Origin of the sequence: Shewanella sp. 1CM18E, from assembly GCF_023161665.1 — a bacterium.
GTDB lineage: Bacteria > Pseudomonadota > Gammaproteobacteria > Enterobacterales > Shewanellaceae > Shewanella.
In genome coordinates this window covers 142,534-157,627 of the sequence record NZ_JALNTW010000010.1, presented here as the reverse complement: position 1 = coordinate 157,627, position 15,094 = coordinate 142,534, and the positions used below count along the sequence as shown (strand labels likewise).

The 15,094-nt window shown below is 41.6% G+C and carries 14 protein-coding genes and 2 tRNA genes; 2 read left to right on the top strand and 14 right to left on the bottom strand.

Annotated features, from left to right (window positions below; genetic code table 11):
* Positions 1 to 73: 73 nt before the first annotated feature.
* The 11 genes from MSG37_RS14335 to MSG37_RS14285 all read right to left on the bottom strand — a co-directional run bounded on the left by MSG37_RS14335 (position 74) and on the right by MSG37_RS14285 (position 9,746).
* Positions 74 to 149 (bottom strand) — tRNA-Lys (locus tag MSG37_RS14335).
* A gap of 41 nt (positions 150 to 190) precedes the next feature.
* Positions 191 to 266: transfer RNA gene (locus MSG37_RS14330), tRNA-Lys, on the bottom strand.
* Between the two features lie 193 nt (positions 267 to 459).
* On the bottom strand, positions 460 to 1,188 hold the full coding sequence (gene ybgF, locus MSG37_RS14325) for a tol-pal system protein YbgF (protein ID WP_248471336.1): 729 nt from the start codon (positions 1,186 to 1,188) through the stop codon (positions 460 to 462).
* A 22-nt stretch (positions 1,189 to 1,210) separates the two neighbouring features.
* Positions 1,211 to 1,750 (bottom strand): peptidoglycan-associated lipoprotein Pal, encoded by a 540-nt coding sequence (pal, locus tag MSG37_RS14320; protein WP_248471335.1) that lies wholly within the window; start codon positions 1,748 to 1,750, stop codon positions 1,211 to 1,213.
* 23 nt (positions 1,751 to 1,773) lie between these two features.
* Entirely contained in the window at positions 1,774 to 3,096 is a 1,323-nt protein-coding gene (tolB, locus tag MSG37_RS14315; protein WP_248471334.1) for a Tol-Pal system beta propeller repeat protein TolB, read from the bottom strand.
* A gap of 9 nt (positions 3,097 to 3,105) precedes the next feature.
* Entirely contained in the window at positions 3,106 to 4,041 is a 936-nt protein-coding gene (tolA, locus tag MSG37_RS14310) for a cell envelope integrity protein TolA (RefSeq protein WP_248471333.1), read from the bottom strand.
* The gene (tolR, locus tag MSG37_RS14305) at positions 4,042 to 4,479 is read right to left on the bottom strand and encodes a protein TolR (RefSeq protein ID WP_248471332.1); all 438 of its coding nucleotides are present in this window, start codon (positions 4,477 to 4,479) and stop codon (positions 4,042 to 4,044) included.
* Complete coding sequence (gene tolQ, locus MSG37_RS14300) at positions 4,479 to 5,168, bottom strand: protein TolQ (RefSeq protein WP_248471331.1); 690 nt, start codon at positions 5,166 to 5,168, stop codon at positions 4,479 to 4,481. Before tolQ ends, tolR begins: the two co-directional genes overlap by 1 nt.
* Positions 5,158 to 5,556, bottom strand: coding sequence for a tol-pal system-associated acyl-CoA thioesterase (ybgC, locus tag MSG37_RS14295; RefSeq protein WP_248471330.1), 399 nt, complete (start codon positions 5,554 to 5,556; stop codon positions 5,158 to 5,160). The genes tolQ and ybgC overlap by 11 nt, the downstream gene beginning before the upstream one ends.
* Positions 5,557 to 6,047: 491 nt before the next feature.
* Positions 6,048 to 8,201: a prolyl oligopeptidase family serine peptidase gene (locus MSG37_RS14290; protein ID WP_248471329.1), complete on the bottom strand. Its 2,154-nt coding sequence runs from the start codon at positions 8,199 to 8,201 to the stop codon at positions 6,048 to 6,050.
* Positions 8,202 to 8,876: 675 nt separating this feature from the next.
* Positions 8,877 to 9,746: an OmpA family protein gene (locus tag MSG37_RS14285; RefSeq protein ID WP_248471328.1), complete on the bottom strand. Its 870-nt coding sequence runs from the start codon at positions 9,744 to 9,746 to the stop codon at positions 8,877 to 8,879.
* A gap of 140 nt (positions 9,747 to 9,886) precedes the next feature.
* Between MSG37_RS14285 and rnt the strand changes: the two genes are divergently transcribed.
* On the top strand, positions 9,887 to 10,609 hold the full coding sequence (rnt, locus tag MSG37_RS14280; protein WP_248471327.1) for a ribonuclease T: 723 nt from the start codon (positions 9,887 to 9,889) through the stop codon (positions 10,607 to 10,609).
* A 175-nt stretch (positions 10,610 to 10,784) separates the two neighbouring features.
* Here the strand turns inward: rnt and MSG37_RS14275 are convergent, their stop codons facing one another.
* Positions 10,785 to 11,801: a DUF3137 domain-containing protein gene (locus tag MSG37_RS14275; protein ID WP_248471326.1), complete on the bottom strand. Its 1,017-nt coding sequence runs from the start codon at positions 11,799 to 11,801 to the stop codon at positions 10,785 to 10,787.
* A gap of 142 nt (positions 11,802 to 11,943) precedes the next feature.
* Complete coding sequence (locus tag MSG37_RS14270; RefSeq protein ID WP_220782372.1) at positions 11,944 to 12,549, bottom strand: peroxiredoxin C; 606 nt, start codon at positions 12,547 to 12,549, stop codon at positions 11,944 to 11,946.
* Positions 12,550 to 12,866: 317 nt separating this feature from the next.
* Between MSG37_RS14270 and MSG37_RS14265 the strand changes: the two genes are divergently transcribed.
* Positions 12,867 to 14,186 carry a Na+/H+ antiporter family protein gene (locus tag MSG37_RS14265; RefSeq protein ID WP_248471325.1) on the top strand — a complete coding sequence of 440 codons (1,320 nt, stop codon included), beginning with the start codon at positions 12,867 to 12,869 and terminating at the stop codon, positions 14,184 to 14,186.
* Positions 14,187 to 14,307: 121 nt separating this feature from the next.
* Here MSG37_RS14265 and upp read toward each other — a convergent pair whose 3' ends face one another.
* Entirely contained in the window at positions 14,308 to 14,934 is a 627-nt protein-coding gene (upp, locus tag MSG37_RS14260) for a uracil phosphoribosyltransferase (protein WP_248471324.1), read from the bottom strand.
* Positions 14,935 to 15,094: the final 160 nt, after the last annotated feature.

Here is a 15,094-nt window from a genome sequence, read left to right as displayed (position 1 = left end):
GCCAACTGCTCTACCGACTGAGCTAACGACCCATCTAGTATTGCTTCTACTTCTTTAACCACTGGCAGAAAAGTGGTGGGTCGTGAAGGATTCGAACCTTCGACCAATTGGTTAAAAGCCAACTGCTCTACCGACTGAGCTAACGACCCATCTAGTATTGCTTCTACTTCTTTAGCCACTGGCAGAAAAGTGGTGGGTCGTGAAGGATTCGAACCTTCGACCAATTGGTTAAAAGCCAACTGCTCTACCGACTGAGCTAACGACCCATCTGGTATTACCGACTTCTTTTACTCGCTGATTAGAATATCTAATTAGGAGGTTAAGTTGCCCTCAAACGACTGTGTCGCTCTGAGGGCGCCTATAATACCTTTTTCAGTTTCCCATGCAAGCGCAATTTTCCCATTTTTCTTTGTTTGCCTGAAAAACAATCTAAGAGATTGTTTTACGAATAAAACAACATCAAAGTGATGAAAGTTGCTGCAATGCAATTCGTGCTGCCGCACTGTTAGCATATTCCTGGCTAACTTTTTGGTAATAAGCCTTTGCTTTCGCCTTATCACCGGTTTTTTCCGCGATCATGCCAAGCTTGACTAAACTTTCGCCACGCTTGCTTGAATCTTTATATTTTTCGACGACAGTAGTAAAAGCCTTCGTTGCGCCAACAAATTCACTTTTATTATAAAGTAGCTGTCCTAACCAATAATTTGCATTCGGAGCGTAGCTTGAATTTGGGTAGTTTTGAATAAACTGAGCAAAAGCAGGGATCGCTTCTTCATACTTCTTGTCTTTCAATACTAAATTAACAGCCTGCTCATAACTTGCAGTTTCACCTAAGCTAGAAGATGTTGCAGTTGAAGATGCGGTTGTTTGGTCTACTACGACTGGCGCAGCAGCCTTAGTTGAAAGATTAGCAATATCTTCATATAACTGACGCTGTCTTTGTAGCATCTGATCAATTTGATAAGACTGCTGCTCACTCAAACCGCGAAGATCTAATACTTCTTGCTGAAGAGTTTCCAAACGCTGCTGCATTTGAAACTCACTTTGTTGTTTAGCTTTTATAACTCGTTCAAGACGAGCAACTCTATCATCAGTAGAGCCACCAGCAATATCCTCAACAGGAGCAGGTGCTGCATAAGCAGAACCTGCTACAAGGATTATTGCCGCAGACAAAACGGCATGTTTCATAAGGTAAACCTTTACCTAAAAATTAGTAAACAAGTACAGCACGACGGTTTTTAGCAAAACCTTCGTCATTGCGAGAGAAATCCATTGGCTTCTCTTCACCGTAGCTAACAATACTCATTTGGCTAGGTTGTACACCCATACCTTGTAAATATTTAGCAACTGCTTTTGCACGGCGCTCACCTAGTGCGATGTTATATTCAGGTGTACCACGCTCATCGGCATGACCTTCAATCATTACACGCACGTTTGGATGTTCAACTAAATAGTCACCATGAGCATTCAATACTTCAGCAAATTGCTGAGATACAGAGCTACGGTCAAAATCGAAATAGATAATGTGTTCTTTTCTCAACTCTTGATACTTAAGGCGTTGTTGCTCTTCAGGAGTCAGCACAGGTGCTACACCACCAGTTTCTACGCCGTTGTTTGCATATTCACTTGATGAAGATGACTCAGTTGAACTCGTTGCATCTGTTTCTGACTCAGAAGTCGAGCTACATGCGCTGATAGCCATAATTGGAAGTACGACTAACATCGCTTTAAATAGCTTATTCAGATCCATTTTAAAATCCTTAATCTTTATAGTTAGAGAAATGGTGACCAAGACGGTGATTTAACTTCACCCTGCCCGACTGGCAGTCTTGCTTTAAAACGTCCATCCATAGAAACCGCAGCTAACACTTGCTTGCCTTGGTAGGTAGTTCCGTAAATAACCATGGTGCCATTAGGTGCCACGCTTGGTGATTCGTCTAATCGCGTACTGGTTAGCACTTGCATAAAGCGAGTTTCTAAATCCATACGGGCAATATTAAATTTACCGTTAGTACGATTAACAAAAATAATGCTGCGTCCATCAGGTGCAATAGAACCACCAAGATTCCACTCACCTTCAAAGGTTAAGCGTGAAATCTTACCTGAATCTAAATAAACACGATATAGCTGCGGACGACCGCCACGCTCAGAGGTGATCAACAGTGATTTACCATCAGGGAACCAAGACGGCTCAGTATCAATCGCGTAATGATTCGTTACACGCTTAATGGCCTTGGTTGCAATATCAACAACGTACACTTCCGGCTGACCGTCTTTTGACAATGTTAGTGCTAACTTTTTACCATCCGGAGAAAATACTGGTGCACCGTTAATACCATCAAAGCTAGTTACTTTAGTTCGTTGCTGAGTATAGATGTTTTGCACATAGACTTCTGCTTTACGATTTTCAAAGCTAACGTATGCCAAACGTTGGCCATCTGGCGACCAAGAAGGTGACATTAGTGGCTCTGGCGAACGAAGTAACATCTGCTCGTTGTAACCATCATAATCTGCAATCATTAACTTATAAGGTGACTTTTCGCCATGATTAACCACAACATAAGCGATGCGAGTTAAGAAAGCGCCGCGGATCCCGGTAAGCTTCTCGTACACAACATCACTAATACGGTGGCCATATTGACGGAACTGCGCCGCTGTAATAATGGTTTCACGGCTATCAATAACAAGATCTTGCTTTGACGCTGAATCTGATTGAAGTTGTGCTTTAACCAAATCAATCAGCTCAAAACTCACAAGATACTTATCACCTGGGTATGGCTTAATCGAGCCCATAACAACCGCTTCAGCTGGTTGCGCCATCCAGTCAGCCGCATTAAATTGCGCAACCGTACTAATATTACGTTGCGGTAAGCTCAACTCATCTGCAGGACTAAACGTACCGCTGCGCGCTAAATCCGACATTACCACATCAGAGATCTGCGATGGCATAGGACCCGTTCCTTGCCAAACAAACGGAATAACAGCAATAGGTCTTGCCGCGTCAACCCCTTCAGTAATCACAATATCTAATGCAGCCTTTACTGGCATGCTGCAAATAAGCAGACTTGCTAGCAACCATTTACCAAAAATTTTCATACGGTTCCTTTAATCAAACTCAGGTTGAACTGTTAAATTAATTTCTTTTAGCTTGTTATAAACATCAGGCTCATTCGAAACTGGCAACCTACCGGCTTTATTAATCGCAGCCTTGGTTGCGCGACATACAACGCCGTCACCATCAAGGGTTTGACTTGCCGTTACAAAACCATCATTTGCAAGACGAATAAATACCCGACAACTCTTGCCCCGCATTGACTCATCGACAACCAAATTACGCTGAATCGTTGCACGGATCATCGAGGTATAACGTTGAACTTCGCTCATTACCTGCTTATTACGAGTTTGTGATAGCGCCGCTTGCTCAGCAGCTAATGCATCTTGCATCATTTGCTCTTGCTCACGCCTTGCTTGTTCTTCGGCTTTACGTTTACGTTCAGCCTCAGCTTTTCGTTTACGCTCATCTTCTGCCTTTTTAGCTGCAGCTTCTTCAGCTTTACGTTTTTCAGCCGCTTTACGAGCAGCTTCTTCAGACGCTTTACGTTCAGCTTCTTTTTGCTTGCGCTCTGCTTCTGCTTTGGCAGCCTTTTCTCTTTCCTGCTTCTGCTTCAACTGAGCAGCTTTAGCCGCATCTGCTGCATTTTTCGTTTCAATCTCTTTTTGCTTACGCTCTTGCTCAAGTCGCTTGATCTGCGCTTGCTCTCGTTCACGCTCTTTTCGCGCTTCACGAACGCGCCTATCCGCTTCATCTTGACGTGCTTTTTCTTTTCGCTCAGCTTCACGCTTTTCAGCCTTAAGCTTTTCAACGTGTTGAGCGACCTTTTGCTGGTCAACGACTACAGCTTGCACAGCTGGAGCACTGGCTTGAGGCTGAGGTTTTGGCTTATCAGAAAAATCCACACCTAAAGCAAGAATAACTATCACGCCAATATGAATACCAGCTGAAATGGTAACCGGAAAGGTTAAGTCTGATTTAGCCGCCAATTACTTATCCTCCGGCGAATCAGTCATTAAGCCAACTGAGGGAACGCCAGCACCTTGCAAGCTCACCATTAACTGAATCACTCTCTCGTAAGGAATCGAACGGTCTGCTTTAACTACAACTGGGCGCTCAGGCTCTAACTGAATAATTGCACCAACTCTGACTGCAACGTCTTCTAGCTCTAACGCTTCCTTGGCGCTCGAGCTGCCAACATCAAGGTAGTAATCACCCATAGCGTCAATCGATGCAACCACAGGTGGTTTACTGTCTGCCGGCAATGCTTCAGCTTCACCTTGTGGTAAATCCACTTTTACCCCTTGGGCCACTATCGGTGCAGTCACCATAAAAATAATTAACAGTACCAACATCACATCGATATAGGGCACCACGTTAATTTCGGCAACCGGACGACGGCGCTTCCTTTGGTAGCCTTGATGCATTATGCCTGTTCCTTCTCGCTATATGCTTGACGGTGCAAAATACTTGAAAACTCTTCCATAAAGTTGGCGTAAGACATTTCAATCTTTTCAACTTGAGTAGAAAAACGGTTATAAGCAATTACAGCTGGAATAGCAGCAAACAGACCCATAGCTGTTGCGATCAATGCTTCAGCAATACCTGGAGCGACCATTGCAAGCGTTGCGTTTTCAACGGCGCCTAGAGCAATAAATGAGTTCATGATCCCCCACACTGTACCAAACAAGCCGATATAAGGACTTGTTGAGCCAATGGTGGCGAGTAAAGGTAAATGAGTCTCTAGCTTTTCTAGCTCACGAGATAAAGACACGCGCATAGCACGGTAGCTACCATCCATTACAGCTTCAGGTACACGACCATTTAATTTGTTCAAACGAGCGTATTCTTTAAAGCCGCTGACAAATAATGCTTCAAGGCCAGTATTACTGTCTTGTCTTGCTGATAACTCTTGGTACAGCTTATTTAAATCAACGCCCGACCAAAACTTGTCTTCAAACTTTAGCGCATCTGTTTTTGCAGCAGTCAGTAATTTTCGACGTTGTAAAATCACAGCCCAAGAAACAATTGATAAGCCAAGCAAAGTTAACATTACAAATTTAACTAAAAGACTTGCTTGTAAAAATAATCCAATAAAAGAAATATCAGCTTCCACCTTTAAACTCCTGCGCAATATTTTGGGGAATGGCTTTGGGTCTCATGCGGGATAATGCGATACAAGCAACTAAAATTTCTGCTTCGCAATACACCACACCTTGTTCGTCGATAAGGCGTTGCTCAAACACCATTGACGCTTTCTTAAGTTGTATGACCTTGGTTTCTACAATAAGGTTCTGTTCAAAGCGTGCAGCTTTACAAAAATCTAATTTTGCACCTTTAACTACAAATGCAGTGTCTTCTGCTAGCAACGCTGTTTGGCTTACACCTAAAGCGCGTAACCATTCAGTACGAGCCCGCTCAAAAAAGTTTAGATAGTTTGAGTGATAGACAACGCCACCTGCATCTGTATCTTCATAATAAACCGAAATAGGCCAACGAAACATAAACAATAATCGCCAATCGATAAGATAAAATAGAGGCCTACTATACCTAGCCACTATGCAATTGTGAATCGTGATATGTGATATGCAATGCGCTTCTTCATAAAATTTTGTTAATCATCTTAAATGATTGTTGCATTTGCGCCCAATCTGAGAGCTGAGGCGGTCAAAGGTTGATTGAATTGCATTTCACTCATTAACAACCCAACTAGCTTTAGCTGATACGCGGCACCATATCATAACTAACTCTCCTATGATAAATACGCCATCAATCATCCATAGCAACTAGGTCGCAACCGAGTTTATAAAGCAAATTAAAGAAAGGATGTTTATCAAGCGGTGCTATTAGATCGTTGCTAGAAGGTTCTTACCAGAAGTTTGAGCCGTATCGAATTGAACATTTTACATATTGACTCAATTCGCTTTCATTAAAACAAAAAGGAAGCCGAAGCTTCCTTTTCAATACACTAACTTATATTGACTAATCGTAGTTGCTAGTTAATTTTAGCAGGCACAGTTAAGCCAAAGTTATGCCAAAGGAAGCTGTAAATATCGGCAAACTCATCGATCTTCATTGATGTAGGCTTACCCGCACCGTGACCCGCTTTTGATTCGATACGCATAATAACAGGAGCGTCACCTTGCTGCTTATCTTGCATCAATGCACCAAACTTAAAACTATGTAGCGGTACAACGCGATCATCATGATCGGCAGTCATCACCATCGTTGCCGGATAAGCTCTTTCTTCAAGGTTGTGGTATGGCGAATAAGCATATAACGCTGGGAACTGATCTGCGTTATCTGCACTACCATATTCACTTGTCCACGCCCAACCGATTGTGAACTTTTGGAAACGCAACATATCAAGCACGCCAACAGCTGGCAAAACTGCGGCAAAAAGCTCAGGACGCTGGGTAATTGCCGCTCCCATTAATAGACCGCCATTACTGCGGCCATATGCACCTAACTTTGAAGAGTTTGTATAATTTTCATCAATTAAGTACTCGGCTGCAGCATAGTAATCATCAAATACGTTCTGCTTTTTATCGAACATACCCGCTTTATGCCAGCTATCACCGTACTCTGCACCGCCACGAAGGTTAGGTACTGCGTAAACGCCGCCCATATCCATCCACGCAATATTTGCAGGACTAAAACGCGGCGTCATAGAAATAGCAAAACCACCATAGGCATAAAGCAGTGTTGGGTTTTGACCATCCTTTTTCATCCCCTTTTTATAAGAGATCAGCATAGGTACTTTTGTACCGTCTTTACTGGTATAAAATACTTGCTCTGAAGCGTAATCATTTGGATCAAATGAGATATCTGGTTTTGAGTAAACGCTTGACTCACCGGTTTTAAAGTCGAACTTGTAAGTTGTTTGCGGCTGGATGTAACTATTAAATACATAATAGAAATAATCTTTACTGCGTTTGCCATATGGACCAGCAATCTTACCTTTACCAGGAAGCGTCACATCTTGGCGTTTATCACCATTCATGCTGTAAATGGTGAGTTTCCCCAATACATCATGCAAGTAACTCACCACTAGATGATCGTTCACAATGGCGACATTACTAATAGGATCACTCAGTTCAGGAATAATCGTCTGCCAGTTCTGTTTGCCACTGTTATTCACATCAATGGCAATGACTTTGCCATTAGGTGCGTTGTAATCGGTTTTGAAATAGAAAACTGAATCGTCGTTGCCAATAAAGCTATATTCAGCTTCTAGATCAGGAATAAGCTCTACAACTTCAGCTTTTGGATCATTAAGCGACTTATAAAAGAAGCGGTTACGGCTGTCGGTACCTTGAGAAATATACAGCAGCAGGTAGTCACCTTTTTCTGATACTTCAATGCCAAAGCCCCAATCTTTATTTTGCGGGCGCTCATAGACTAAGGTATCAGCACTTTGCGGGGTGCCAATTTTATGGAAGTAGACTTTCTGATTAAAGTTCACATCAGCCAGTGCATTGCCGCCTTCTGGCGCATCATAACGTGCGTAATAAACACCGCTATTATCACTATTCCACACTGCACTTGAGAATTTAATCCAATCTAACTCGTCAGCTAATTTCTTTCCGCTAGCAACATCTACAAAATGCCAAGCCTGCCAATCAGAGCCTGATTTTGATACACCGTAAGCTAACGTCTTACCGTCATCACTTACCGACACACCAGATAAAGCGACGGTACCATCATCAGAAAAGCTATTAGGATCAAGTGCTACCTTTTCTTGGCCTTGCGCATTTTTCACATAAAGAACAGATTGTGCCTGCAAGCCATTATTACGGTAATAAAAGGTATTTGTGCCTTTTTCAAAAGGCGCTGAAATTTTTTCGAAATTCCATAATTCAGTAATACGGTCAACAATTACCTGTTTGTTCTCAATATTCGCTAAATAAGCATTACCGGCCTTTTGTTGTTCACTGACCCACTTTTTGGTTCTGTCTGACTCAACTTCAAGGTAACGATACGGGTCGGATACTTGCACTCCGTGAATAGTCTCTACTACCCCACCATTATTTTCGTTAATAACACTTTCGCCGCTGTCTACGCTAGGTTGTGACTGACAACCTACAATCGCAAGACCTAATCCCACCGCTAATAAATGCTTTTTAGTGAGTATCGATTTAATTCGCATAATTTATCCCTGATTAACTGACTCTTTTACCGTAAGAGTTCTGTTGTTGTCGCCAAGCTTCGCTAATTAGATAATCTTATTGTTACCCTTACTAACTTAACGCTTATCTGCAAGCGCACTATACAAACTAAAAAATCTCATCGCAAAGATTTGTTTAATGATTATTTTTAATCACTAAACTAAGTAACTGTTAATAAGTTAGTAACATAGATAAATAAAATATCATGCTAAATACCGATTTAAATGTGACAAACGCCACAATAACCTAGCTTTACGCTGTTTTTACCATCAAACCCCTCAAGCCCAACCATTAGCAAAACTAATGGCAAGCTCTAATAATTCTAGTTTGTCAGACCAGTCGCTCAACTCTATAATTCGTCTCGTTTTCAGGAAGTGTCTGCCTAGCAGATATGGAAACAAGAACTTTTAAAACTTTGGTGGTTTTCCACGGAAGTTATATCCCTGGTTCTTATGCTTGACTTCCTTCCTTCAATTTGTTGATTGCAATGATTTATTTTGCGGCCCGCTCACCATGTGAGCGGGCTTTTTTTTGCCCTATCACCGCCAAAATTTATAGTTAACCTTAATAAGTAATTGACGTTTCAAATCCTAGAATTAAATAACGCCCACAAAAAAGCCCAGCATTATCGCTAGGCTATTTATCGTATTGAATTACTAGAGTGGCTTACTAATTCTAATTACCACACGGCGGTTTCTAGATCGTTCTTCAATAGTCTGATTCGACGCAACATGCCTTTTCTCGCCATGCCCCATTGTATGAATTCGATTTTGACCAATGCCACTTGCAACAAAAAGCTCTTTCACAGAATCCGCTCGTTGCTCTGACACTCGCATGTTAGCACTGCGACCACCATAACTATCTGTGTAAGCATCGATCAAAACTAAGTCCACGTTCTTATCGTAAGCTAAATACTCCTGCACTCGCGCTATTTGCGATTTAGAATAGCGTGTTAACTCTGTACCACCTGACTCATAGGTGAGCACTGTAAGCGCGATATCCTCAAAAGAGTACGGCAATAACGACGATAAACAGGCTTTAAATTCTGAGTATTGGCGTCTAAAGTTAACCGCCGACAAACCTACAGCTACTTTATTTGCTTCGTTATACCAGTCAGCATAATAAAAAGTAGGCTGCATACCGCTTTCTAATTCGGCCAACATTGACCAAGCTGCGTTACGAGGCACTTCACCACTAAAATACTTTTGATAGGTTAACTCAGTAATATCTTTAGATACCACACCCGGGCGCCATGCTGGTGCCATACTAATTAATTTAGCTTGAGTGACTTGATCAGGTTTCACCCACATGTCCAAACTAAAGTTCAAGTTATGGTCTTTGCCTGCTCGGCTAGTAAATACAGCTTTACCATAAGATGGGATATCATGCTCTAAGCGGCACATCACAGGATTGTTGCCACTCAAACGCCACTGCGACTCCTCCAAAGAAGCCACATATTGCCTCAAATCTGCATTAGCAGAAAAAGGGAGGATCAAAAATGATGCTAAAATTACCCAAAGCCGCATAAATTAACTCTCTAAATTCATATCACTCTTGTTTATCGGCAAAGAATTATTTTTCTTTAGCCTATAAATCAAGCAAACGAACATGACAGTGATTATCAGTTGCCGCATAATAGTCACTTGCACATTTTTGGGAAATTTTAATGACTGACACTTTCGACCCTAACTTAATGAAAAACCGCTTTAGAGGGTATTTCCCAGTGGTCATTGATGTTGAAACCGCGGGTTTTAACTCAAAAACTGACGCTCTATTAGAAATTGCTGTCACTATGCTAAAGATGGATGAAGAAGGTGTGCTCAGTCTCGATAAGACATTGCATTTCCATATCGAGCCTTTCGAAGGTGCGAACCTCGAACCTGAAGCATTAGCTTTCACAGGCATAGATCCAACTAACCCACTGCGTGGTGCGGTAAGTGAAAAAGAAGCATTCTTAGAAATATTTAAAGAAGTTAAAAAAGCCCAAAAAGCCGTTGGATGTCATCGCAGTATAATCGTTGCCCACAATGCTGCATTTGATCATGGCTTTGTAACTCAAGCAATTGAGCGCAACAACCTTAAACGTACGCCATTTCACCCATTTGCTACATTCGATACCGCAGCACTTGCCGGCTTAGCTATTGGGCAAACGGTTTTAGCCAAAGCTTGTGCTATGGCAGGGATCCCATTTGATAACCGTGAAGCGCACTCAGCTCTTTATGATACTGAACGCACAGCTGAACTGTTTTGCTTGATTGTAAACCGCTGGAAAGCGCTTGGCGGCTGGCCATTTATTGCTGATGAAACCAATGAAAACCTCAATGAAGTCGATACTGCAGCTTCAGAAGCAACATCAGAGGCAGCATCTGCTACAGATGAATTGAGTTAATGACTTTAAGTAAGTTGATTTTAGCGTCAGCCAATTAAAGCTCACTGTCAAAAAATTACTCTTTAACAAACAAAAAGACGAAGATAATCTATCTTCGTCTTTTTGTTTACGATGTTGACTCAGTATTGAGTCGATTCAATACTGAATGCAAACCACCGTTCTGTGCGTAACCACTTTACAGCCCGGTCTTATCATCAAGTTTTAACGCATCGATTAAGGCAAAGATCTGGTTAAGCTCTCTAAAAAGCTGCTCAATATCATGACTAAAGTCCAACGGCTTAAGAATATCTAACTTAGATTCAAAATAATTATGTTTAGTGGCTATTTTCATAAACAGTTTACCACCTTTAAAACAGGCTTCTAGCTGCGAACCATAGAAGTTGGATAATGACTGAAAGCGCGCCATGGTCGTTGGAGTTAACAAATACCTGGCTTCAACTTGATCACTGCTATACACCTCAAATTGACGCTCAAAGTTTACATCCTCAAGTTTCACCCGAGATAAATCCTGTTTAAAAGCCTGGTATTTATTGCCTAAAGTGCCCTTGTCTAGCCTCACCTGAGTTTCACCATTAAATTTTTTAAAGGTATCAAACTCAATAACAATACCGTCGAAAATTGTTTTATATTTCGTTTTATTATCTTCAGTGCCATTAGCTACAGATAAATTAAGTTCGCGAACCAGAAAAGCCACGCCTTTATATTCACCTTTAACACTATCTTGAAAGTAACCTCTATCGTATTTGGGTAAAATACCATATCGCTGGTACGCTTTAATCTCTGGTAGATTTTTAGGATTAAGCATAAAGCTCTCACCAAAATAACGCAGCACAAGCGGATGAATCACTTTAATCACGCCGTCACGAAACTTAAATGTTTCACTACCTGCCCAAAAATTAACGCCAACACCTACAATCATAGCCACAACAAACAACAGCAAACCACCTACAAGAAAAAAGGCGTCATCATTAGCAATAGCTAAAGCATAAAAAATACCAACAAAACCAAACAGCCCAGCAAACATGGCAATATAAGAGATTGGCTGACTAATTTTTCTGCGATCTTGGTATTTAGCAACAATAGGAATACGTTTGGCTTCATAGCTGCGCCATTTAGGCTCTATGTGTTGTTGGAAATATTCGGCAAACGAATGTTTGTCGTCGGCTGGAATATTAAACTCCATGGGGTTCATACAATGTCCTTAATGTATTAGTCCTGCAGAAATCCAGTTCTGCTTTTTAGCGCTAATTTTTATTACTAGGCTATTTTTCCATACAAAAAAGCTGCGATAGACGCAGCTTTTATTATGCTAACAGTGACTACAATTTAATAAATTATAGTGCGTCTGCATTGTCAGTTAGGTAAGAAGCAACACCTTCTGGGCTTGCGTCCATACCTTTGTCACCTTTTTCCCAACCCGCTGGGCAAACGTCACCGTGATCTTCATGGAATTGAAGTGCATCAACCATACGGATCATTTCGTCAACGTTACGACCAAGTGGAAGATCGTTTACCACTTGGTGGCGAACTTGACCTTCTTTGTCGATAAGGAATGAACCACGGAATGCAACACCTGCTTCTGGATGCTCAACATCATATGCTTTACAGATCTCATGCTTAACGTCAGCAACTAGCGTGTATTGAACTTGGCCAATACCACCCTTGTCTACTGGTGTGTTACGCCATGCGTTGTGAGTGAACTGAGAATCGATTGAAACACCGATAACTTCAACGCCACGCTTCTTGAACTCATCCATGCGGTGATCAAAAGCAATCAGCTCTGATGGGCACACAAAAGTGAAATCAAGTGGGTAGAAGAATACTACGGCAGTCTTTCCTTTAATTGCTTCAGATAGGTTAAAGGTATCAACAATTTCACCATTACCTAGTACTGCAGCAGCAGTAAAATCAGGGGCCGGACGGCCGACTAATACGCTCATTTTATTTCTCCATCTATGGATTGCTAAAAACGCTGTTTCGTTTAAATCTAAAAGGCATTATAGGCAGTGTTAAACTCTACACAAGCTATTTGAGAGCAATATCACTTTTTTAAATGATTATTCTGTTAACTGGCCACAATCCCGACAGCTTAACCCTATTTTTATTGTAACTATTCACAGTTTGTTTGCATATTAAGCTACAGCTAATTCACAACTCTGTTTGAATTCAAGATATACAGCATAGATGCTGGACATCGCAGCTATTAACGGGCAAAAATGGACACAACTTCAAATATAAGAAATAGATTAATCACATTATGAATGCTGTTGTCATCGCTGTATGCCTAATGTTAGGCCTCAGCTTAGCTAGAGTTAATATTGTTATTGCGCTAACTATCTCCGCACTAGTTGCTGGCCTTGTGGGAGGAATGGACCTACATCAAACCGTAGCTGCTTTTAATACAGGTCTTGGTGGCGGTGCACAAATAGCCTTAAGCTATGCTCTGCTCGGCGCTTTTGCCGTCGCGCTATCGCATTCTGGTCTTACTACGGTAATTTCTAATAAAGTGATTAGCTTGTTAGGCAAAGAGCAAAATAGTACCAACAACAATCGTGTACGTTGGGTATTATTATTAACCATCCTTGCGATGGCTATCTCATCTCAAAATATACTACCGATCCATATCGCCTTTATTCCGATTTTAATTCCACCATTACTGCATGTAATGTCTAAATTAAAAATGGACCGTCGTTTAGTTGCTTGTGTACTGACATTTGGTCTGGTAACAACCTACATGGTATTACCTGTAGGCTTTGGTGGCATCTTCCTATACGACATCCTGCTAACCAATTTAAATAGCAACGACCTACAAGCTGTAAAGGCACAAGTTGCCCCTTCAATGGTCATTCCAGCCCTTGGCATGGTGTTTGGTTTATTGGTGGCTATTTTTATTAGCTATCGCAAGCCTCGTGAGTACCAAGAAGAACAGATCCTAGCTGCTGAGCCGGAAGAAGGCGTTAATAAGCGCAATATCATTATTGCAGCCATCGCCGTCGTCGCAACCTTAGTGGTGCAGCTTTATACCGGCTCAATGATTTTCGGTGCGCTTATCGGCTTTATCGTATTTAGTTTTTCCGGTGCACTTAAGCATGTTGCCGATCAAGATATCTTTAACCAAGGCGTGCGCATGATGGCCAACATTGGCTTTATCATGATTTCTGCCGCAGGTTTTGCCGCTGTGATTAAAGGCACTGGTGATGTAGGCAGCTTAGTAGAGATAATGAATACAGCAATTGGCGATAATAAAGCCTTGGCTGCATTTTTGATGCTTCTAGTCGGTTTGTTAATTACTATGGGTATTGGTTCATCGTTTTCGACCATTCCAATTATTGCTGCAATCTATGTACCTTTATCTATGAGCTTTGGTTTCTCAGTAGAAGCGACGATTGCGCTAGTAGGCACAGCTGCTGCGCTAGGAGATGCAGGTTCACCAGCATCGGAGTCGACCTTAGGCCCAACTGCAGGTCTTAATGCCGATGGCCAACACGATCATATGAAAGACAGCGTTATTCCAACCTTCATCCACTACAACATTCCATTACTAGTGTTTGGTTGGATAGCAGCCATGGTACTTTAGTATATAAGCGATATTGCTTAGAAAAATTGCAACAAAAAAGGAGCCATTAGGCTCCTTTTTATTGTTAAATGATTTAGTTAGCTTAGGTTCAAACCCACTTCATCTTTACCAAGTTCAATACTTATTTAGTACCAAAAATCTTATCACCCGCATCACCAAGACCAGGCAGAATGTAACCTTGCTCGTTTAAGCAATCATCAATTGATGCAGTGAAAAGTTCGATATCTGGGTGTGCTTTCTCAAGCGCAGCAATACCTTCTGGCGCGGCAACTAATACAAGCGCTTTAATCGCTGTACAGCCACGCTTTTTTAATAGGTCGATAGTCGCAATCATTGAGCCGCCAGTAGCAAGCATAGGATCGACAATAAGTGCGATACGTGATGGCATGTCGCTAGCTAGCTTTTCAAAGTAAGATACTGGCTCAAGTGTTTCTTCATCGCGGTAAATACCTACAACTGAGATACGCGCACTTGGTACGTGCTCAAGCACGCCATCCATCATGCCAAGACCTGCACGTAAGATAGGCACTACAGTTACCTTTTTACCTTTGATCTGATCGATTTCAACCGGACCATTCCAACCATCAATCGTTACTTTTTCAGTTTCAAAATCAGCCGTTGCTTCATATGTTAGTAGACTGCCTACTTCTGCCGCTAATTCGCGAAAACGCTTTGTGCTAATATCACCTTCGCGCATTAATCCAATTTTATGACGGACTAAAGGGTGCTTAACTTCAACGACTTTCATCTTGTTCTCCTGATTTTCTAACGTATTTTTCACGGTAAATTTTAACGATTCTAGTAGATTTGTTCATATAGGAAAACTTAAAGTTTCAAAAAGGCGGCAAATCGTGACCTCTGTCGCTAAGTTTATTGAAAAACTTAGCTTTCGACGCTAGTCACAAGCT

Excerpts from the sequence above, each read along its gene's own strand:
- rnt (WP_248471327.1), top strand. The coding sequence starts at position 9,887 with ATGACTGACACTTTCGACCCTAACTTAATGAAAAACCGCTTTAGAGGG.
- ybgC (WP_248471330.1), bottom strand. The coding sequence starts at position 5,556 with ATGTTTCGTTGGCCTATTTCGGTTTATTATGAAGATACAGATGCAGGT.
- MSG37_RS14285 (WP_248471328.1), bottom strand. The coding sequence starts at position 9,746 with ATGCGGCTTTGGGTAATTTTAGCATCATTTTTGATCCTCCCTTTTTCT.
- upp (WP_248471324.1), bottom strand. The coding sequence starts at position 14,934 with ATGAAAGTCGTTGAAGTTAAGCACCCTTTAGTCCGTCATAAAATTGGA.
- MSG37_RS14270 (WP_220782372.1), bottom strand. The coding sequence starts at position 12,549 with ATGAGCGTATTAGTCGGCCGTCCGGCCCCTGATTTTACTGCTGCTGCA.
- MSG37_RS14265 (WP_248471325.1), top strand. The coding sequence starts at position 12,867 with ATGAATGCTGTTGTCATCGCTGTATGCCTAATGTTAGGCCTCAGCTTA.
- pal (WP_248471335.1), bottom strand. The coding sequence starts at position 1,750 with ATGGATCTGAATAAGCTATTTAAAGCGATGTTAGTCGTACTTCCAATT.
- tolB (WP_248471334.1), bottom strand. The coding sequence starts at position 3,096 with ATGAAAATTTTTGGTAAATGGTTGCTAGCAAGTCTGCTTATTTGCAGC.
- tolR (WP_248471332.1), bottom strand. The coding sequence starts at position 4,479 with ATGCATCAAGGCTACCAAAGGAAGCGCCGTCGTCCGGTTGCCGAAATT.
- MSG37_RS14275 (WP_248471326.1), bottom strand. The coding sequence starts at position 11,801 with ATGAACCCCATGGAGTTTAATATTCCAGCCGACGACAAACATTCGTTT.
- MSG37_RS14290 (WP_248471329.1), bottom strand. The coding sequence starts at position 8,201 with ATGCGAATTAAATCGATACTCACTAAAAAGCATTTATTAGCGGTGGGA.
- ybgF (WP_248471336.1), bottom strand. The coding sequence starts at position 1,188 with ATGAAACATGCCGTTTTGTCTGCGGCAATAATCCTTGTAGCAGGTTCT.